The sequence below is a fragment of the Pseudarthrobacter polychromogenes genome (genome assembly GCF_014644495.1).
GTDB lineage: Bacteria > Actinomycetota > Actinomycetes > Actinomycetales > Micrococcaceae > Arthrobacter > Arthrobacter polychromogenes.
The window spans coordinates 480,994-500,065 of the sequence record NZ_BMKU01000002.1 but is presented as its reverse complement, the minus strand read 5'-3'; the positions used below and the strand labels follow the sequence as shown (position 1 = coordinate 500,065).

The 19,072-nt window shown below is 67.2% G+C and carries 18 protein-coding genes; 4 read left to right on the top strand and 14 right to left on the bottom strand.

Going from position 1 to position 19,072, the window contains the following annotated elements; genetic code table 11:
- Nucleotides 1-92 precede the first annotated feature (92 nt).
- From IEX43_RS05535 to IEX43_RS05520, 4 genes are all read right to left on the bottom strand, one after another.
- On the bottom strand, nucleotides 93-329 hold the full coding sequence (locus IEX43_RS05535; RefSeq protein WP_188809420.1) for a hypothetical protein: 237 nt from the start codon (nucleotides 327-329) through the stop codon (nucleotides 93-95).
- 74 nt (nucleotides 330-403) lie between these two features.
- On the bottom strand, nucleotides 404-1,717 hold the full coding sequence (gene tyrS, locus IEX43_RS05530; RefSeq protein ID WP_188732031.1) for a tyrosine--tRNA ligase: 1,314 nt from the start codon (nucleotides 1,715-1,717) through the stop codon (nucleotides 404-406).
- A 33-nt stretch (nucleotides 1,718-1,750) separates the two neighbouring features.
- Nucleotides 1,751-3,982, bottom strand: coding sequence for a HelD family protein (locus IEX43_RS05525; RefSeq protein ID WP_188809419.1), 2,232 nt, complete (start codon nucleotides 3,980-3,982; stop codon nucleotides 1,751-1,753).
- A 52-nt stretch (nucleotides 3,983-4,034) separates the two neighbouring features.
- Nucleotides 4,035-4,712 carry a DNA-3-methyladenine glycosylase gene (locus tag IEX43_RS05520; protein WP_188809418.1) on the bottom strand — a complete coding sequence of 226 codons (678 nt, stop codon included), beginning with the start codon at nucleotides 4,710-4,712 and terminating at the stop codon, nucleotides 4,035-4,037.
- A 106-nt stretch (nucleotides 4,713-4,818) separates the two neighbouring features.
- Between IEX43_RS05520 and IEX43_RS05515 the strand changes: the two genes are divergently transcribed.
- Both IEX43_RS05515 and IEX43_RS05510 read left to right on the top strand, forming a co-directional pair.
- Complete coding sequence (locus IEX43_RS05515) at nucleotides 4,819-6,333, top strand: AlkA N-terminal domain-containing protein (protein WP_188809417.1); 1,515 nt, start codon at nucleotides 4,819-4,821, stop codon at nucleotides 6,331-6,333.
- Nucleotides 6,330-6,824: a methylated-DNA--[protein]-cysteine S-methyltransferase gene (locus tag IEX43_RS05510; protein WP_188809416.1), complete on the top strand. Its 495-nt coding sequence runs from the start codon at nucleotides 6,330-6,332 to the stop codon at nucleotides 6,822-6,824. The genes IEX43_RS05515 and IEX43_RS05510 overlap by 4 nt, the downstream gene beginning before the upstream one ends.
- On the opposite strand, the gene IEX43_RS05505 is transcribed toward IEX43_RS05510, so the two are convergent.
- The 10 genes from IEX43_RS05505 to argC all read right to left on the bottom strand — a co-directional run bounded on the left by IEX43_RS05505 (nucleotide 6,821) and on the right by argC (nucleotide 16,955).
- The gene (locus IEX43_RS05505) at nucleotides 6,821-7,600 is read right to left on the bottom strand and encodes a maleylpyruvate isomerase family mycothiol-dependent enzyme (RefSeq protein ID WP_188809415.1); all 780 of its coding nucleotides are present in this window, start codon (nucleotides 7,598-7,600) and stop codon (nucleotides 6,821-6,823) included. The two genes, IEX43_RS05510 and IEX43_RS05505, sit on opposite strands and share 4 nt — an antisense overlap.
- Nucleotides 7,601-7,609: 9 nt before the next feature.
- Entirely contained in the window at nucleotides 7,610-8,146 is a 537-nt protein-coding gene (locus IEX43_RS05500; RefSeq protein ID WP_188809414.1) for a pyridoxine/pyridoxamine 5'-phosphate oxidase, read from the bottom strand.
- A 132-nt stretch (nucleotides 8,147-8,278) separates the two neighbouring features.
- Nucleotides 8,279-9,694 (bottom strand): argininosuccinate lyase, encoded by a 1,416-nt coding sequence (argH, locus tag IEX43_RS05495; RefSeq protein WP_188809413.1) that lies wholly within the window; start codon nucleotides 9,692-9,694, stop codon nucleotides 8,279-8,281.
- A complete protein-coding gene (locus IEX43_RS05490) occupies nucleotides 9,695-10,900 on the bottom strand; it encodes an argininosuccinate synthase (protein WP_188809412.1) in 1,206 nt (401 codons plus the stop codon).
- Between the two features lie 46 nt (nucleotides 10,901-10,946).
- On the bottom strand, nucleotides 10,947-11,477 hold the full coding sequence (locus IEX43_RS05485) for an arginine repressor (RefSeq protein WP_188809411.1): 531 nt from the start codon (nucleotides 11,475-11,477) through the stop codon (nucleotides 10,947-10,949).
- Nucleotides 11,477-12,487, bottom strand: coding sequence for an ornithine carbamoyltransferase (gene argF / locus IEX43_RS05480; protein WP_188809410.1), 1,011 nt, complete (start codon nucleotides 12,485-12,487; stop codon nucleotides 11,477-11,479). The genes IEX43_RS05485 and argF overlap by 1 nt, the downstream gene beginning before the upstream one ends.
- Nucleotides 12,484-13,698 carry an acetylornithine transaminase gene (locus tag IEX43_RS05475; RefSeq protein ID WP_188809446.1) on the bottom strand — a complete coding sequence of 405 codons (1,215 nt, stop codon included), beginning with the start codon at nucleotides 13,696-13,698 and terminating at the stop codon, nucleotides 12,484-12,486. Before IEX43_RS05475 ends, argF begins: the two co-directional genes overlap by 4 nt.
- A gap of 53 nt (nucleotides 13,699-13,751) precedes the next feature.
- Complete coding sequence (gene argB, locus IEX43_RS05470) at nucleotides 13,752-14,705, bottom strand: acetylglutamate kinase (protein ID WP_188809409.1); 954 nt, start codon at nucleotides 14,703-14,705, stop codon at nucleotides 13,752-13,754.
- Nucleotides 14,706-14,760: 55 nt separating this feature from the next.
- The gene (argJ, locus tag IEX43_RS05465; protein ID WP_188809408.1) at nucleotides 14,761-15,927 is read right to left on the bottom strand and encodes a bifunctional glutamate N-acetyltransferase/amino-acid acetyltransferase ArgJ; all 1,167 of its coding nucleotides are present in this window, start codon (nucleotides 15,925-15,927) and stop codon (nucleotides 14,761-14,763) included.
- Nucleotides 15,924-16,955 (bottom strand): N-acetyl-gamma-glutamyl-phosphate reductase, encoded by a 1,032-nt coding sequence (gene argC / locus IEX43_RS05460; protein WP_188809407.1) that lies wholly within the window; start codon nucleotides 16,953-16,955, stop codon nucleotides 15,924-15,926. Before argC ends, argJ begins: the two co-directional genes overlap by 4 nt.
- Nucleotides 16,956-17,100: 145 nt before the next feature.
- Between argC and IEX43_RS05455 the strand changes: the two genes are divergently transcribed.
- Both IEX43_RS05455 and IEX43_RS05450 read left to right on the top strand, forming a co-directional pair.
- A complete protein-coding gene (locus IEX43_RS05455; protein ID WP_188809406.1) occupies nucleotides 17,101-18,066 on the top strand; it encodes a quinone oxidoreductase family protein in 966 nt (321 codons plus the stop codon).
- Nucleotides 18,067-18,406: 340 nt separating this feature from the next.
- Nucleotides 18,407-19,057 carry a DUF2306 domain-containing protein gene (locus IEX43_RS05450; protein ID WP_188809405.1) on the top strand — a complete coding sequence of 217 codons (651 nt, stop codon included), beginning with the start codon at nucleotides 18,407-18,409 and terminating at the stop codon, nucleotides 19,055-19,057.
- The last annotated feature ends 15 nt before the right edge of the window (nucleotides 19,058-19,072 follow it).

Genomic DNA, 19,072 nt, shown 5'->3' with positions numbered 1-19,072 from the left:
TTCAACCAATCACTAAAACAATTGGTATCAACAAACTTGGCACACTATTGAGTTCTCAAACAACAGACACATTCGAATATTCCCGAAACAATTCATTTCCATGAATTCTTATTCCGTATTTCTTCGCTGCGATGTTTCAATCTTATTTCATTCATTTTCACTTTGCAAATCCGGTTGTTTTCCCGGAATTCACTCGGTGGAATGAATCCGCCCATCATAAAATGAAGCATTTCTTCGTTCTGCGCTTCCGCACATGGTGAAGTTGCTTCACTTTTTGGTGGGGGTTTGTCGCTATTTTTCCGCTTCAGCGGCGGCGACTCAGAAAACATTACACGCTCCCCCGCGGCCGTGCAAATCGGCTGCGGAGGAGCGTGCAGAGGGCTCCATGAAGCGGCGGAAGAGCCTAGGGAACCAGGACCTCCACGGTTGCCAGGTTCTTCTTTCCGCGGCGCAGGAGCAGGTACTGCCCATGCAGCAGTTCGGACTCCGGAATGACTGCCTCGGGGTCGGACACCTTCTCGTTGTTGACGTAGGCACCGCCTTCACCAACGGTGCGCCTGGCCGCCGACTTGCTGTCGGACAGCCCGGAAGCAACGAGCAGGTCCACGATCCCCATCTCGTCCACCTGCACAGTGGCGAAGGGAAGCTCGGAAGTTGCCGCCTGGAGCGTGGGCTTGTCCAGGGCGGTCAAGTCACCGTTCCCGAAAAGTGCGGCGGATGCCGCAATGACCTTCTCCGTGGCTTCCACACCGTGAACAAGGGACGTCACTTCGTAGGCAAGCTTCCGCTGGCCTTCACGGGCGAACGGCCGTTCAGCCACAGCAACGGAAAGCTCCTCGATCTCCGCCTTGGTAAGGAAGGTGAAGACCTTCAGCCGGTCCACAACGTCGGCATCCGCCGTGTTGACCCAGAACTGGTAAAAGGCGTAGGGGCTGCACATGCCGGCGTCCAGCCAGATGGCGTTGCCCTCGCTCTTGCCGAACTTCGTCCCGTCCGCATTGGTAATCAATGGGGTCCCCAGGGCGTGGACGCTCTTGCCCTCCACCTTGCGGATCAATTCCGTACCGCTGGTGAGGTTGCCCCACTGGTCCGAGCCGCCGGTCTGCAGCACGCAGCCGTAATCACGGTAGAGCTGGAGGTAATCCATCCCCTGCAGGATCTGGTAGCTGAACTCGGTGTAGCTGATGCCCTCATCCGAGCTCAGCCGTGAGGCCACGGCGTCCTTGCGCAGCATGGTTCCCACACGGAAGTGCTTCCCAACGTCACGCAGGAAATCGATGGCGCTCAGCGGCGCCGTCCAGTCAAGGTTGTTGACCATCTGCGCTGCGTTGCCGCCCTCGAAGCTGAGGAAACGGCGGACCTGCGCCTGGAGGTAGCCCACCCACTCGGCCACGGTGTCCTTGGTGTTCAGCGTGCGCTCGGCCGTGGGACGGGGGTCGCCGATCATACCGGTTGACCCACCCACCAGTCCGAGGGGCTTGTGGCCGGCCAGCTGCAGCCGCCGCATCACGAGCAGCTGGACCAAGTTACCCAGGTGCAGGCTCGGCGCGGTGGGATCGAACCCGCAATAGTACGTCACCGGTCCGCCGGCGAGGAGTTTTTCAAGCTCCGCCTCGTCGGTGGAGACGTGGACCAGGCCACGCCACTTCAGTTCCTGCCAAATGTTGGCAAAAGTGGGGTCGTTCTGCTGCGATTCGAGGCTGATGAGTTCTGGCACGCCTTCTAAGTTAGCAGTATGCGGCGCGCCTGATCAGCGCTTGATCCCTGCCGGCACCGGTTCTGAAGCAATCAGCCGGAGCCTCTGGGTGGCCCGGGTCATCGCGACGTACAGGTCCCCCACTTTGCCGTGCTCATGGTTCAGCATCATGGACGGCTCAAGCACCACCACGCCGTCGAACTCCAGGCCCTTGGCTTCACGGGGGCTGATCACCACGATGTCCTGCTCGTAGCTGCCGGCACCCGTGCCCACCCGGCGTCCATGGGCGGCTCGCAAGGCGGCGGTGGCTTCCGGCAGGAAGTGTCCGTCGGCAATGACGGCGAGCAGGCCGCCGTCGAGCGCGTCCAGTTCCTCCGGCAGGACCTCAACCAGGCGGCTGACCACCTGGCCGGGATCCACCTCGTCGATGACCGGCGACCAGCGTCCTTCGCGGACAGCCTTGGGCGCCGAGACCACCAATCCGGCCGCGTTGGCCATCCGGACGGCGGCTTCGGCGATCTGGGACGGCGTGCGGTAGTTCACCGTCAGCTCCTCCAACTGCCAGCGGTCCCCGAACATGGGTGCGAGCGCGCCCTGCCAGGAGTTGGCACCGGCCACCGAACTGGTCTGCGCGATATCCCCCACGATGGTGAAGGACTTCAGGGGGCAGCGGCGGACCAGCAGGCGCCACTGCATGGGGGAAAGCTCCTGCGCCTCATCCACCACGATGTGGCCGAAGGCCCATGTGCGGTCGCTGGTGGCGCGCTCTGCGGCAGTTTGCCGCGTTTCCTGTTCCTGGTTCTGCTCGGCCAGTTCCTCGGCAGACATCAGGGGATCCACCCCTGCCGCCTGCATGTTCACCAGGGTCTGCTTGGCGTTGGCAAGGTCGCGGGCACGGTCGTGCTCCTGCTGGGCGAGCCCGCGTCCGGCGGCCGGGTCCAGTTCGCCGAGCAGCTCGGCGGCCTCGTCCAGCAGCGGCACATCCGACTCGGTCCAGGGGGCGTCGGCCGGGCGCTGCAGGAGCGCCCGTTCAGCCGGAGACATGGTGGGGGTACAGAATTCCAGGATGGCCGGCTTGCTGAAAAGCTCGGAGATCAGCTTCTCCGGCGTCATGGGCATCCAGCAGAGGTTCAGGGCGATCCGTACATCGCGTGCGGAACGGACATCCTCGGCAAGGTAGGAGCGGTCTGCGTTGTTGCCGATGTTCCCGGCTTCAACCAGTTCGGTCATCTGTTCCGTGAGTTCGCGGAGCAGGATTTTGACGAACGTCACACGCGCCTCGTTGTGCGGCTTGCCGGTGGAGCGGGCACGCTCGCGGGCACGGCGGACCTGGCGCGGCGTCAGCACCAGCCTGCGGCCGTCCACCTCCAGGATCCGGTCTTCAGCGGGAATCCGTTGGCGGTTGGCCACAGCGTTGGCCACCACGGTGGCCATGTCCAGGCGGCCCTTGATGGCCGCGACGTCGGCGTCCGGTTCCGGCACGGCGTGGATGCCGGGCATCAGGCGGCCCACGCTGGCCATCACCACGCCGGTCTCGCCCAGGGAGGGCAGCACCCTTTCGATGTACTTCATGAACGACGACGACGACGGGCCCACGAGCAGCACGCCTGCGGTCTTGAGGCGGTCGCGGTGGGTGTAGAGCAGGTAGGCAGCCCGGTGGAGGGCCACGGCGGTCTTTCCGGTGCCGGGTCCGCCCTGCACCACGAGCGCCCCGGAGATGGATGACCGGATGATGCGGTCCTGCTCGGACTGGATGGTGCTGACAATGTCGGACATCCGGCCGGTGCGCTTGGAATTCAGGGCGGCGAGCAGGGCGCCTTCCCCCTGCAGCGAGTCGTTGTCCGCCAGCATCCCGGCGTCAAGGACGTCATCCTCGATGGCCTTGACCTCACGGCCCTGCAGGATCAGGTGCCGGCGGCGGCGCACACCCTGCCGGTCAAAGGCCGTGGCCTGGTAGAAGTGGCCGGCCTCGGGCGCACGCCAGTCCACCATGAGCCGCTGCAGGTCCTCGGTGGTGAGGCCGATGCGGCCAATGTACTGGGCTTCGCCGGAGTCCAGGTCCAGCCGGCCGAAGACCAGCCGGTCGTCCACCGCGTCCAGCTGGGCAAGCCGGTCCTCGTAGAGAGCAGCGAACGCGTCGCGCTCGGAGACGTTCTGCATGGTGCCCACAGCCCCGGCCCGGCGGACCTGCGCCAGCTGGCGGCGCTTTTCCTCGCGCAGCTCTTCCAGCCGTGCGTACAGGCCGGCTACATAGTCGCGTTCATGGGCCAAATCGGCGTCAAGCATTTAACGTTCCCCTATCGCAAAAGACAGACCTACCATTCTACAACCATTTCCGTTAACGCCCGTGAAACGTTGCCGGATCCGGTTTGGCTCCCCTGGGTTTGGCCGGCTTGTACTGGGAGACTGTGGGGTCGCCGGTGATCCAGAAGCGCCATGCGTACCGGTCCGCCCCTCCTGCGCCGGAGACCCCAACCCTTGGCCCGGAGCTCACCGGCACTGCCGGCCGGGAGGGAAGGACCAGCCCGAACGGCGGCGCGAGCGCATCACGGCCGCTGTCCGCCGTCGTTAGTCCCAGGGCCTTGGCCAGCCGGGCAGGCCCCCTTGCCAGGTCGGCGGGGCTTTTGGAGGTGGTCCGCCGGTGCCGGGCGAGTTCAACACCGTCCACGATCTCCCCTGCCCTCAGCAGCAGGGCCGACGCCGTTCCTTCCGGCCCGCACACGATGTTCGTGCAGTGGTGCATCCCGTAGGTGAAGTAGACGTACAGGTGGCCGGCCGGGCCGAACATGGGGGCGTTGCGGGGTGTGGGACCGCGGTAGGTATGTGATCCTGGATCCGGGTGCAGGGAATCCTCTGGCCCCAGGTAGGCCTCCACTTCGGTAAGCCGCACCGATACTGCACCATCCCTGGAGTCATGGGTCAGGACGGCGCCCAGCAGCAGGGGCGCCAGCTGGCGGGCGTCTCCGGAAAGGAACTCCCGCAGCGGCTGGCCGGCCGTCAGCGGATTTCTGCTCATGGCCAGACTCTATCCAACGCCGGCGCCGCCCCTCACATATTTGACGCCCCACGGCCGTGTCCGATTTCCGCTAGCCGGCGCACCGGAGGGCTGGCACGATGGAGGAATGGACTTCTGGCAGCGCTACCGGGCGATCGACGCCCGGGACATCCGGTTCGACGGACAGTTCTACACTGCCGTCCGGACCACGGGCATCTACTGCCGTCCGTCCTGCCCGGCCAGGACTCCAAAGGCCTCCAACGTCACCTTCTATGAAACCTCCGCGGCAGCGCACGACGCCGGCTACAGGGCCTGCAAGCGCTGCCTGCCGGAAGCGGTTCCCGGCACACCCGCCTGGAACCTTCGCCAGGATATTGCCGGGCGCGCCATGCGGCTGATCAGTGACGGCGTGGTCACCAGGGACGGCGTCGACGGCCTGGCGGCCCGCCTGGGCTATTCCTCCCGCCAGCTCAACCGCATCCTCAGCCAGGAACTGGGCGCGGGGCCCCTCTCGCTTGCACGTGCCGGCCGCGCGCAGACTGCCCGGACCCTGCTGGTCTCCACCTCCATGAAGCTCGCCGACGTCGCCTTTGCGGCCGGGTTCAGCAGCGTCCGCCAGTTCAACGACACCATGGCGGAGGTTTTTGGCATGACGCCCACGGCGCTCCGCACAGCGAGGCATCCGAAGGCCCCCGCCGGCTCCACCGCTCTCACCCTCAACCTCCCCTACCGTGAACCTTTCGATCCCGGAATCTTCACCTTCCTGGCCGTCCGGGCCATCCCCGGGATCGAAGCGGGAACGCCCACGTCCTACGCCCGAACGCTGCGGCTGCCCCAGGGTGATGCGAGGTTCCGGGTGGATTACGACGCCGGTGCTCCGGGCCGGCCGCTGACCCTCACTATCGGCGCGGTGGACCTTAGGGACCTGCCGTCCCTGTTGAGCCGGGTACGGCGGCTCTTTGACCTCGATGCGGATCCTGTGGCGATCGACAGTGCACTGGCAGGGGATGCCACGCTCGCTGCCGCAGTGGCGGGCACTCCCGGGATCAGGATGCCCGGTGCCATGGATCCGGCGGAAATGCTGGTCCGGGCCATGGCCGGGCAGCAGATCACCGTGGCAGCGGCGCGGACCGCACTCACCCAGCTGGCCGCCGTCGGACGTCCAAGCCTAAGCCCCGGCGAGGGCCTGGAGCGGATGTTTCCCACCCCGGCCGAAGTCGCCGGCGGCGGCTCCGCGGTCCTGCGCGGACCGCAACGGCGGATCGCCGCCCTCCTCGCGGCAGCTGCTGCGATGGCGGACGGCGGACTCGACTTTGGCTATGGCGACAGCCCGGAAAGCCTGGCCGCCAAACTGCTTCCGCTTCCCGGCGTGGGACCATGGACCACGGGATACCTGGCCATGCGCATCCTTGGCGCCCCGGACGTTTTCCTGGCCAACGACGCAGCGGTACGGAACGGGATCCGTGCTCTCGGGGAGGGTACCGCGGCATCCACCGCGGACTTCCGGGAAGCCAGCCCCTGGCGCTCGTACGCCACCATGCACCTGTGGCGGGCGGCAGCCCGGCCTGCGTCCGGTACCCGCAGGAGCACAGCAGCACACACAAACCAAGGCACCAGACCAGCAGAGGAAGCGAACCGATGAAGGCCCAGCTGCTTCAGATGACCACCCCGGACGGCCCGTTCACCGTCATTGCCCAGGACGGCGTCGTGCTCTCCAGCGGCTGGACAGACAACCCTGGCGAGCTGACCGGGCAGATCCATCCGTCCCTACGGCCCGGAACGCTGGAACCAGTCAGCGGGCTGGGGGAAATCTCCTCCGCCGTCGAAGCCTTCTACGCCGGTGACCCGGCGCCGGCGATAAGCGTTCCCGTGCGGCAGCTGTCAGGACCTTTCCGGGTCCACGCCTGGGACGTCCTGCGGCTGGTGCGGCCGGGACAGCCCGTCACCTATACCCAGTACGCGGAGCTCGCCGGCAACCCCAAAGCGGTGCGGGCAGCCGCCAGCGCCTGCGCCTTCAATGCCGCCGCGCTGTTTGTGCCCTGCCACAGGGTGATCCGGACGGACGGCTCCCTGGGCGGTTTCCGCTGGGGGCTTCCCATCAAGCAGAGCCTGCTGGCGCGCGAAGCCGCTTAGGCCTTCGAGCCTGTCCTGCCGGCGACAGGGGTTCCGGAAGGCCACGGCAGCAGCTCGGGCAGGTTCACGCCGTCAGCTGCGGCCGAGGCCCTCAGGCTGCCCAGCGTCGGCTCGCGGCCGGCGAGCCAGGCTGCGATATCGGTGATCATGCCGCTGATGACAGTGGACCGGTTGCCGCTGCCAATGCTGACCGGCTGGAGTCCCAGTGGCTGCAGCACCAGCTTGTCGTCGGGCTGGACCCTGGCCGCCAGAAAATCGAAGAGGTGCTCGCAGAACGGCCGGCTCCAGGTTTCCGGACCCCTGCCCGCCAGCAGGTCCGACGCGTGGATGACCAGTTCCCGCCACAGCGCCAGCCCGCCGTCCAGGACCACGCCCCCGCGAAAGGTGATGGGGGCGTACCAGCCGGTGCGGTTCGCCGAAGAATCCTTGACGCCGGGCAGTGCGTCGAAGGCCCTGAGTGCCCGGTCCAGCGCGGCGGTGAGGTCCGCGCGGTGGGTGGCGGCGTCGTGGCCAGCTGCCATGTCGATGGCCTTGTTCCGGCCTTCCATGCCGCCGTCGTAAAGCTCCACGGCCTCTCCGCGCGCCGCGTACTCAAGCTGCCGGGCCATGGCGTTGGAAATTCCGGTCAGATGGGCCAGCACGTGCCCCCGGGTCCAGCCGGGCAGGGCGGAGGGCGCCTTCGCGTCTTCATCGCTGAACCGGGCAGCGTCGGCGGCAACGTTATCCGCGGCTTTGTGGAGCGCAGGGAGCAGTTCGTCTGGTGCGGGAGCTGTCATGGCGACAGCCTAACCCAGGGGTGAGCCGTCGGGACCGACGCGGTGCCGGACATGGTTGCCGTCGTGGCTCGCCTGCCAGAACTCGATCTCGGCGGGCCGAAGGGCGTAGAGCTGCCAGTGCGGGTTGGTGCTGCCGTCGGCCCGGGGCCGCTCCGCCCAGTCCTGCGCGGAGGCCTCGGCGGACAGTTCGACGACGGCCCCGGCCACGCGGACCTGCCGGCCCTGGGTGGGCCAGTAGAAGGTCATGGCAGCATGCGGGTTGGCGCCCAGTTCCCTGCCCTTGCGTGAAGTGCGGGACGTCGCGAAGTGCCAGCCGTCGTCGTCAATGTTCTTCAGGATCAGCATCCTGGACGACGGTTTGCCGTCTCCACCCGCCGTGGCCAGGCTGCACGCATGCGGCTGCCGCTCCCCCTCCGCCAGCGCCTCGCCCAGCCAGTGCCTGAACAGCTCAGCGGGATCCGTGGGGGCGCCCTCCGGGTCAAAGTCCGGCAGCGTGTCCGGGAAATCGGGTAGCGCGCGGAGTAGCCTGCGGAACGGTTCGCTCATGGCACCATGCTAGCGGGGAGCGTCCGGCGGTTAACCCCCAACGCTCTCTCATTTGATGCATGAAAACCGGCAACGCTCCTGCACCCGGTGCAGGAGCGTTGCGGGAAACCTTGCATTAAGTGAGAGAGCGTTTTACCCGGCGTAGTGCCGCGCTTCCTTCAGCTCCGCCTCCAGCGCAACCAGCTGGCGTTCGACGGCGGCGGGCGCAGTTCCGCCCTGGGAGTTGCGGCTGTTCAGCGAGCCCTCCGTGGACAGGACCGTGCGGACCTCCGGCGTCAGGTGCTCCGAGATGGCCGCGTATTCCCCGTCCGTCAGGTCCCACAGCTCCACGCCGCGGGATTCGGCCTGCTTCACGGCCGCGCCGGACAGCTCGTGCGCTTCCCGGAACGGGACGCCCTGCCGGACGAGCCACTCAGCAATGTCAGTGGCCAGCGCGAAGCCCTGCGGTGCCAGCGACTCCATCCGTTCGGTGTTGAACTTCAGGGTGGCGATCATGCCGGAGACCGCCGGAAGCAGGAGCTCCAGGGTGTCGGCGGCGTCGAACACCGGCTCCTTGTCCTCCTGCAGGTCGCGGTTGTACGCCAGCGGCAGGCCCTTGAGCGTGGCCAGCAGCCCGGTCAAATTGCCGATCAGGCGGCCTGCCTTGCCGCGGGCCAGTTCCGCCACATCCGGGTTTTTCTTCTGCGGCATGATGGACGACCCCGTGGAGTAGGAGTCATCCAGCGTGGCGAAGGAGAACTCCTTGGTGGCCCAGAGGATGACTTCCTCGGAGATGCGGGACAGGTCCACGCCGATCATGGAGCACACCCAGGCGAACTCGGCGAAGACGTCGCGCGAGGCGGTGCCGTCGATCGAGTTGTGGGAGGCGGAGAAGAAGCCCAGGTCCGCGGCCACCGCCTCCGGGTCGAGGCCCAGCGAGGATCCGGCCAACGCACCCGAACCGTAGGGCGAAACGCCGGCCCGCTTGTCCCAGTCCTGGAGCCTCTGCACGTCGCGCAGGAGCGCCCAGGCGTGGGCCAGCAGGTGGTGGCTGAGCAGCACCGGCTGGGCGTGCTGCAGGTGGGTGCGGCCGGGCATGGCAACACCGTGGTGCGCCTTGGCCTGCTCCACGAGTGCATCGATCGTGGCCAGCACGCCGCGGGCGATGATCCGGGCGTGGTCCCGCAGGAACATGCGGCCAAGGGTGGCCACCTGGTCGTTGCGGGAACGGCCGGCGCGGAGCTTGCCGCCCAGCTGGGTTCCGGCGCGCTCGATCAGGCCGCGTTCCAGCGAACCGTGCACGTCCTCGTCTGACTCAGCCGGCAGGTAGGCGCCGGAAGCCACGTCCTCATCCAGCTGCGTCAGGGCGGCCAGCATGCCTTCCAGTTCAGCGTCGTCCAGCAGGCCGGCCTTGTGCAGCACGCGGGCATGCGCCTTGGATCCGGCAATGTCGTAGCGGGCAAGCCGCCAGTCAAAGTGGGTGGACTTGCTCAGCGCCGCCAGGGCATCCGCGGGGCCGCCGGCAAACCGGCCGCCCCACAGTGCGCCTTCGTTTGTAGCGGACAACACTTACTGACCCGCGACCCGGATGTCGCGGCCGGAGGCCACCTTGGCGGACATGCCCCACAGCTCGATGAAGCCGCGCGCCATGGACTGGTCGAAGGTGTCGCCGGTGTCGTAGGTGGCGAGGTTGAAGTCGTAGAGCGAGGTGTCGGACCGGCGGCCGTTGACGATGGCCTGGCCTCCGTGCAGCGTCATGCGGATGTCGCCGGAGACGTACTTCTGGGTGTCCTCGATGAACGCGTCCAGGGAGCGCTTCAGCGGGGAGAACCACTGGCCGTCGTACACCAGCTCGGACCAGCGCTGGCCAACGGTGGCCTTGAAGCGGGCCTGCTCGCGCTCAACGGTGATGTCCTCGAGGTGCTTGTGCGCTGTGATCAACGCCATCGCGCCCGGAGCCTCGTAGATTTCGCGGGACTTGATGCCCACCAGGCGGTCCTCAACGACGTCGATGCGGCCCACGCCCTGGGCGCCGGCACGGCGGTTGAGCTCCTTGATGGCCTGCAGCGGGGTGACCTTGACGCCGTCGATCGCCACCGGAACGCCGGCTTCGAAGGAAATGACAACCTCGTCCGGTGCCGGGGGGAACTCCGGGGTGGCGGTGTAGTCGTAGATGTCCTTGGTGGGGGCGTTCCAGATGTCCTCGAGGTAGCCGGTTTCCACGGCGCGGCCCCAGACGTTCTGGTCAATGGAGTACGGGTTTTTCTTGGTGGTCTCGATCGGCAAGCCCTTTTCCTCGGCGAAGGCGATGGCCTTGTCGCGGGTGAGCGCCAGGTCGCGGACCGGGGCGATGCACTTCAGGTCCGGGCCGAGGGTCTGGATGCCCACTTCGAAGCGGACCTGGTCGTTGCCCTTGCCGGTGCAGCCGTGGGCCACGGTGGTGGCGCCGAATTCGCGGGCAGCCTTAACCAGGTGCTTGACGATGACCGGGCGGGAGATGGCGGACACCAGCGGGTAGTGGCCCTGGTAGAGGCCGTTGGCCTTCAGCGTGGGCATGCAGTATTCGTTGGCGAATTCGTCGGAGGCGTCGGCCACGTAGGCTTCGACGGCGCCGCAGCCGAGGGCGCGCTGGCGGATGGTTTCCAGGGACTCGCCGCCCTGTCCGACGTCGACCGCCACGGCGATGACCTCGGCGCCGGTGGCTTCACCGATCCAGCCGATGGCTACTGAGGTGTCCAGGCCGCCCGAGTAGGCGAGCACAATGCGTTCAGTCACTTCGAATGCTCCTTGTGATTGGGGTTTGTTGATGTTGTCTTCAAGCTTATTGCCCGGCTTCCTCGGCCAGCTGCAGGAACCTGGCGGCGAGGTCCTGGCCGCCCTGCGGGTCCCGGGCCACCAGCAGCACGGTGTCGTCCCCGGCGATGGTGCCCAGGATGGACGGCATCACCGAATGGTCGATGGCCAGGGCCAGGAAGTTTGCCGCCCCGGGCGGTGTGCGGAGCACGGCAATGTTGGCCGAGGCCTCCGCGGTGACCAGCAGTTCGCTGCACAGCCGGGCCAGCCGGGCGTCCAGGATCTCCTGGCTCACCCCGCTCCGGGCGGCCCGTTCGCCACCCTCGCCGGGTACGGCGTACACCAGCACGCCCTCCTTGCCGCGGACCCGGACCGCGCCGAGTTCCACGAGGTCCCGCGACAGCGTTGCCTGGGTGACCTGCACGCCGTCGTCCGCCAGCAATGCTGCCAGCTCTGCCTGGGAACGCACGGACTCCCCCGTCAGGATGGCGGTGATGCGCGCCTGGCGGGCTGTCTTGGTGGCCGGGCTGGAACCCGGCGAGGCCGATTGGGCGGACACTAGAACGTGCTCTCCCCGGTGCCTTCAACGGGTGCGAGCCCGTCAACGAAGGCCAGGCCGGAACGGTGCATCAGCCAGGCCATCAGGGCCTTCTGGGCGTGCAGCCGGTTTTCGGCCTCGTCCCAGACGATGGACTGCGGTCCGTCAATGACGCCGGCAGAGATTTCGTAGCCGCGGTAGGCGGGCAGGCAGTGAAGCACGACGGCGTCTTCCGCGGCCTGTGCCATGGCCGCCTCGTCCACGGCGTACTCCCGGAACAGCTGCATCCGGGCTTCCTTTTCCGCCTCCTGCCCCATGGACACCCACGTGTCCGTGGCAACGACGTCGGCCCCTTTCAAGGCCTCCGCCGCGTCAGTGGTGATGAGCACCGAGCCGCCCGTCTCCGCAGCGCGTTCCTCGGCTGCGGCCACGATGTCCGCCGCCGGCAGGTAACCTTCTGGACCGGCGATCCGCACGTGCATTCCGGCCGTGACTCCGGCCAGCAGGTAGGAATTGGCCATGTTGTTGGCGGCGTCCCCCAGGTAGCTCATGGTGAGGCCCTTGATTTCGCCCTTGTGCTCTTTCACGGCCAGCAGGTCCGCCAGCAGCTGGCAGGGGTGGTAATCGTCGCACAGGGCGTTGATCACCGGAACCCTGGAGTTCTCCGCCATGGCCACCAGGCCGGCGTGGGCGCCGGTCCGCCAGACGATGGTGGACACCATCCGCTCCAGGACCTTGGCGGTGTCCTCCACGGATTCCTTGTGCCCGATCTGGGCCTCCCCCGGGTTGATGATCAGGGCGTTGCCGCCCAGGTCCGCGATCCCTGTGGCGAACGAGACCCTGGTCCGGGTGGAGGTTTTGTCGAAGATCACGGCCACCGTCTTGCGGCCGCTGCCCTCGGCGGCGTACGGCTGGACACTGTAGGGCGCCGCCTTCATCCGGGCTGCGAGGCCGAGGACCTCGGCCTGTTCGGCGGGGCTGAGGTCCGTGTCCTTGAGGAAGTGCCGGGTAGCGCTGGCTGCTGGTGTCACTGGGCGTCCTTAGCTGCTTGGAGGATTGCCGGGAAGGCGTCGAGGAAGGTGTCTGCCTGCGCCGTGGTCAGGACCAGCGGCGGCGCAAGGCGGATGGTGCGGGGACCAGGGCTGTTGACGATGAACCCAGCATCAAGGCCTGCCTGCACCACGGCCGGGGCGACGTCCGCATCCAGGTCGAACCCGATGAGGAGGCCTTCGCCGCGGACTTCGGTGACGCCCGGCAGGCGGGCCAGCCCGGCCCGCAGGTGCCCACCCACGGCCGAGGCATTGGCCAGCACGTGCTGGCTCTCGATGGCGTGCAGGGTGGCGAGGGCGGCCGCTGTCGCCACCGGGTTCCCGCCGAACGTGGTGCCGTGCTGGCCCGCAGCCAACAACGACGACGTCTCCGGACCATAGGTGATCAGGGCACCGATCGGGAAGCCGCCGCCCAGGCCCTTGGCCAGGGTAACGGCGTCGGGCATGATCCCGGCATCCTCGCTGGCAAGCCATTTCCCGGTGCGGCCGATGCCCGTCTGCACTTCGTCGAGGATCAGCAGAGCTCCCACCCTGGCGGTCAGCTCGCGGGCGGCCCGAAGGTATCCGGGCGGCAGGGGGCGCACGCCCGCCTCGCCCTGGATGGGCTCCAGGAAGACGGCGGCCACGGTCTCGTCAACGGCGTCCTTCAGTGCCTCCACGTCGCCGAAGGGAATGTGCACGACGCCGGCGGGCAGCGGCTCGAACGGCTCGCGGTAGGACTCTTTGGCGGTCAGCGCAAGGGCGCCCATGGTCCGGCCGTGGAAGGCCCCCTCGAGGGCGATGATCTTGGTCCGTTTGGCGCCGCTGCCGCCCGTATTGCGGCGGGCCAGCTTGAAGGCGGCCTCGTTGGCCTCGGTGCCGGAGTTGGTGAAGAACACCTTGGAACCGGCAGGGGCGTCGGTGAGGGCCAGGAGCTTTTCGGCCAGCGCGATCTGCGTGGGGCTAGTGAAGAAGTTGGAGACATGGCCGAGGGTGGCCAGCTGGCTGGAGATCACCGACGTGACGAACGGGTTGGCATGGCCCAGCGCGTTGACGGCGATGCCTCCGAGCAGGTCGAGGTACTCCTTGCCGTCGGCGTCCCAGACCAGGCAGCCGGCGCCGCGGACCAGGACGCGCTGCGGGGTGCCGAAGACGCCCATGAGGGAGCTGGAGTAGCGGGCCAGCCACTCTGGGCCGCTGCCGATGCCGGTCATCGCGGAAGCTTTGGCGTCCCGGTCGCTGACCGGACTTACGTCAACAGTTTCGTTCATGCGTTCGTCTCCTCGTCGGGGACCACCTGGGTGCCGATCCCGGCGGTGGTGAAGGTTTCCAGCAGCATGGAGTGCGCCAGGCGTCCGTCCACGATGTGCGCACGCTCAACACCGCCGTCGATCGCCTTGAGGCAGGCCTCCATCTTGGGGATCATGCCGGATTCCAGCGATGGCAGGAGTGCCCGAAGGTCCGATGCCTTAAGGGAGGAGATCAGCGAGGACTTGTCCGGCCAGTTGGCATACAGGCCTTCGACGTCGGTGAGGATCACCAGTTTGGAGGCACCGAGGGCTTCGGCCAGGGCTGCCGCCGCGGTGTCCGCGTTGACGTTGAGCACCTGTCCCGTGGTCTGGACGCTGCCGTCTGCTGCGAACCCATCGACGTCGATTTCCGGGGCCACCGTGGAGATCACGGGGATGCGGCCGGCGGCGAGGATGTCCAGGATGCCTTCCGGGTTCACGCCCACTACTTCGCCCACCAGGCCCAGGTCCACTTCTTTGCCGTCGATGACGGTGCCGGTGCGCACGGCGCGCAGCAGCCCTCCGTCTTCACCGGACATGCCCACGGCGTAGGGGCCGTGGGAGTTGATCAGGCCCACCAGTTCGCGGCCCACCTGGCCGGTGAGGACCATGCGGACCACGTCCATGGCTTCCGGAGTGGTGACCCGCAGGCCGCCCTTGAACTCGGACTCGATGCCAAGCCGGGCCAGCATGGAGTTGATCTGGGGCCCGCCCCCGTGCACCACCACAGGGTGGATGCCCACGTGGTGCAGGAACACAACGTCCTCAGCGAAGGCACGGCGCAGCTCGTCGTTGACCATGGCGTTGCCGCCATACTTGATCACCATCGTGGTGCCGGCAAAGCGCTGGATCCAGGGCAGCGCCTCGATCAGGGTGCCGGCCTTGCTTTGGGCGTCAAGCGTGGACGTGGTTTCGCGGGTGCGGGTATTCATCAGGCAGTTTCTCCAGAGTTGCCGGGGGTCGGAAGGGGCCGGCTCAGGTGGTGCGTCAGCTTGAGTAGGCGCTGTTCTCGTGCACGTAGTCGTGGGTCAGGTCGTTCGTCCAGATGGTGGCCTCGGCGTCGCCGGCCTGGAGGTCGATTTCCACCAGGACCTCCCGCGGTTCCAGGTCCACCAGGCCGCGGTCGTCGCCGATGCTGCCGTTGCGGCAGATCTGGACGCCGTTCATGGCCACATTGAGCTGGTCGGGTTCGAAGACGGCGTCGGTGGTGCCGACGGCGGACAGCACCCGTCCCCAGTTGGGGTCCTTGCCAAAAATGGCGGCCTTGAAGAGGTTGGAGCGGGCCACGGAACGGCTGACGGTTTCGGCGTCCGCTTCGCTGGCAGCATTGAAGGTGCGGATGGCGATGTCGTGGCTGGCACCTTCGGCGTCCCCAATCAGCTTCCGGGCAAGTTCGGCGCAGACCTGGGTCAGGCCGGCACCGAAGACCTCGGCGGACGGCACGGCGCCGGAGGCACCGGAGGACAGCAGGACCACGGTGTCGTTGGTGGACATGCAGCCGTCCGAGTCTGCCCGGTCGAACGTGACCCGGGTGGCGTCGCGGAGGACGACGTCGAGCAGTTCCGCGTCCACCGCCGCATCAGTGGTGAGGACCACCAGCATGGTGGCCAGGCCCGGAGCCAGCATGCCCGCACCCTTGGCGATCCCGCCGATGGCGAATTCCTCGCCGTCCGCATCGGTGCCGATAAACAGCGCCGCCTTGGGAACGGAGTCGGTGGTCATGATGGCGGTAGCTGCCTCGGGGCCGCCGTCGGCGCTCAGCGCGGCGGCCGCAGCCTCCACACCGGGAAGGATCTTATCCATGGGCAGCTGCTCGCCGATCAGGCCGGTGGAACACACAAACACGTCCGTGGCGGAGATGTCCAGGACCTTGGCCACCTTTTCGGCGGTGCTGTGCGTGTTCTGGAAACCAACTGGCCCGGTGCAGGCGTTCGCTCCGCCGGAGTTGAGGACCACCGCGTCCACGCGGCCGTCCGAGACCACCTGGCGGGACCAGTGCACAGGCGCTGCGGCGACGCGGTTGCTGGTGAAGACGGCAGCGGCGGCCTTGGACGGGCCGTCATTAACCACCAGGGCAAGGTCCGGTTTGCCGGAGGCTTTGAGTCCGGCGGTGACGCCGGCGGCCCGGAATCCACGGGGGGCGGTAACGGTCACGGGGCAACTCCCTGCAGGTCAAGGCCGGCGGTTTCCGCGAGGCCGAGGGCAATGTTCATGGACTGGACGGCGCCGCCGGCGGTCCCTTTGGTGAGGTTGTCGATGGCGCAGGTGACGATCACCCGGCCGGTATGGGAATCGAACGCCAGCTGCATGGCGGCATGGTTCGACCCCTGCACGGACTTCGTGGCGGGCCACTGGCCTTCCGGGAGAACATGCACGAACGGTTCGTCGTCGTACGCATCGGTCCAGGCCTGGCGGAGCTGCTCCGCCGTGGTGCCGGCTTTGACCTTCGCGGTCGCCGTGGTGAGGATACCCCGGCTCATGGGCGCCAGGGTGGGCGTGAAGGACACGGTCACGTGCTCACCCGCGGCGTTGGACAGCCCCTGTTCGATCTCGGGGGTGTGGCGGTGGCCGCCACCCACGCCGTAGGGGCTCATGGAGCCCATGACTTCCGAACCGATGAGGTTCACTTTGGCGGCCTTGCCCGCGCCGGAGGTGCCGGAGGCAGAGACGATGACGACGTCGTCGGGCTGGAGGAGCCCGGCGGTGAACCCGGGCGCCAGGGCCAGCAGGGCCGACGTCGGGTAGCAGCCGGGCACGGCGATGCGGTTGGCGCCCTTGAGGGCTTCGCGCTGGCCTGGCAGCTCCGGCAGGCCGTAAGGCCAGGTGCCGGCGTGGGCGGAACCGTAGAACTTTTCCCACGCTGCCGGGTCCTCCAGCCGGTGGTCTGCCCCGGCGTCGATGACGACGGTCCCCGCCGGCAGCTGGGCAGCTATCTCCGCGGAGGCGCCGTGGGGCAGGGCCAGGAAGACGACGTCGTGGCCGGACAGGTTGTCCACGGTGGTGTCCTCGAGGATGCGGCTTGCGAGCCCGTGCAGGTGGGGCTGCAGTTCGCCGAGCCGGGATCCGGCATTACTGTGGGCCGTGATGGCTCCAATGGTGACGCCAGGATGCCCGGCCAGGAGGCGCAGGACCTCTCCCCCGGCGTATCCGCTGGCACCGGACACTGCAACAGAAATAGTCATGACCACCACCATACAGCAAAAATATTCACTGATGCCGATATTTATGCATGCAGCGGAAGGTGCCCGCTATGGGGCTTCCGCGGACTGTCCCTAGGATGGTGGCAGCAGCCGGAGCCGGAAACGCCGGGACCGGGAAAGGTGAGCAATGACCCACGCAATCGTCGCACGTCAGGCAGGCGGACCGGAAGTCCTTACCTACGAGGACATCGAACGCCCTGTCCCGGGGCCCGGCCAGCTCCTGGTGAAGGTGGGGGCAGCGGGCGTTAACTTCATTGACACGTACAAGCGCAGCGGAACCTACAAGGTCCCCTTCCCATTTACCCCCGGATCAGAAGCCGCCGGCACCGTTGAAGCCGTGGGCGACCACGTCACGGGGTTCGTCCCCGGCGACCGGGTGGCCACGGCGGAAGGCATCAACTGCTACGCGGACTACGCGCTCGTTGATGAGGCCGCCGCCCTGCCGGTCCCGCGCGGCCTGGACGACCTGACGGCAGCTGCGCTTCCCCTGCAGGGCATCACCGCCCACTACCTGATGAACTCCACCTTCAAGGTGGAACCGGGCCACACCGTCCTGCTGCACGCGGGTGCGGGGGGCGTGGGCCTGCTGCTGATCCAGCTGCTCAAGGCCCGGGGGGCGGAAGTCATCACCACGGTCTCCACGGACGGGAAGGAGCAGCTCGCCCGCGGCGCCGGCGCCGACCACGTGCTGCGGTATGAAGGCTTCGCGGAGCGGGTCAGGGAGATCACCAGCGGCACCGGCGCCGACGTGGTGTACGACGGCGTTGGGAAGGACACGTTCGACGGCTCACTGGCCGCTTTGCGCGTCAGGGGGATGCTGGTGCTTTTCGGCGCTGCCTCCGGCCCGGTCCCTCCCGTGGATCCCCAGCGCCTGAATGCCGGCGGTTCGTTGTTCCTGACCAGGCCCACCATGGGGCACTACCTGAGGGACGCTGCGGAGCGGCGCTGGCGCTCCGGCGAAGTGTTCGCGGCCGCGGCGGACGGGAGCCTCAAGGTCCGGATCGGCGCCCGGTACCCCTTGGTGCAGGCCGCCCAGGCACACCGCGACCTTGAGGGGCGGAAAACCACCGGAAAGGTCATCCTGGTTCCGTAGGAATCCCCATGATGTTGTCAACGGATATGGCGATCCCTCTCCGGAGTTCCTAATTCATCCAGCAGGGTACGGTTTGCAGTCACGTTCGTGCGGCCCGGCGGCGGCGGCTCTCCGGCCCGTCGGGCTGCCTGGATGCCTGGATGCAACACTGAGTTGATCATTCAGGCCCAACTGGCATTGCTGAGCAGGAACGTCAGCAGACCAAAGCTGATCACCAAGAAGTTCTTCGATTCCTCCTCAGCGCGTCTTCCATGAGTCAACGCCGGCCGTTGACACCGGAGCTACATGGTGCGACGATCCGCTCGTGACGCAAAATTTGCCGACCGCGAATCCGCGGCTCGTGCGTCGTACCTCAGTGGCGATCGGAGTGCTGCTTACCATCGTGATGGTCTCCGCTGCGGTCCGGGTTGCGGTCGACTGGCCGAACATCATCGCTGGGACCACACCGAGCGAGGACGACTTCGCCGAGCGGTACATCGCCCACCCGTGGCTGGCCTACCTTCATATCGCGCCGGGAGTCGTCTACCTCTTGGGAGCGCCGTTGCAGCTGTCGCGGCGGTTCCGTACCCGCCACTACGACGTACACCGGAGGCTCGGGCGGATACTTCTCACCTGCGCGCTTATCTCCGGGATGTTCGCCTTCCTCTTCGGCGTACCCCACGCCTGGGGAGGCGCTCCAGAAGCCGTCGCGACGGTGGTGTTCGGCAGCTGGTTCCTGACCTGCCTCGTGCTCGCATTCCGGGCTATCCGGCATGATGACGTACGGCAGCACCGGCGCTGGATGATTCGCGCGTTCGCCGTCGGTGTCGCCGTCGGCACCATCAGGATCTGGGTTGGGATCTTCGAGAGCATCGAGCAAGCCATCTCCGGTGGGACGACACCGGGCGCCCCGGACCCCACGATGTTCGGCGTCGCTTTCTGGCTTGCGTTCATCATGCACGTCGCCCTCGGCGAGTGGTGGTTGCGCCGCACTGCCGCCCTGACCAGCTGACTGACCTATTCGCAA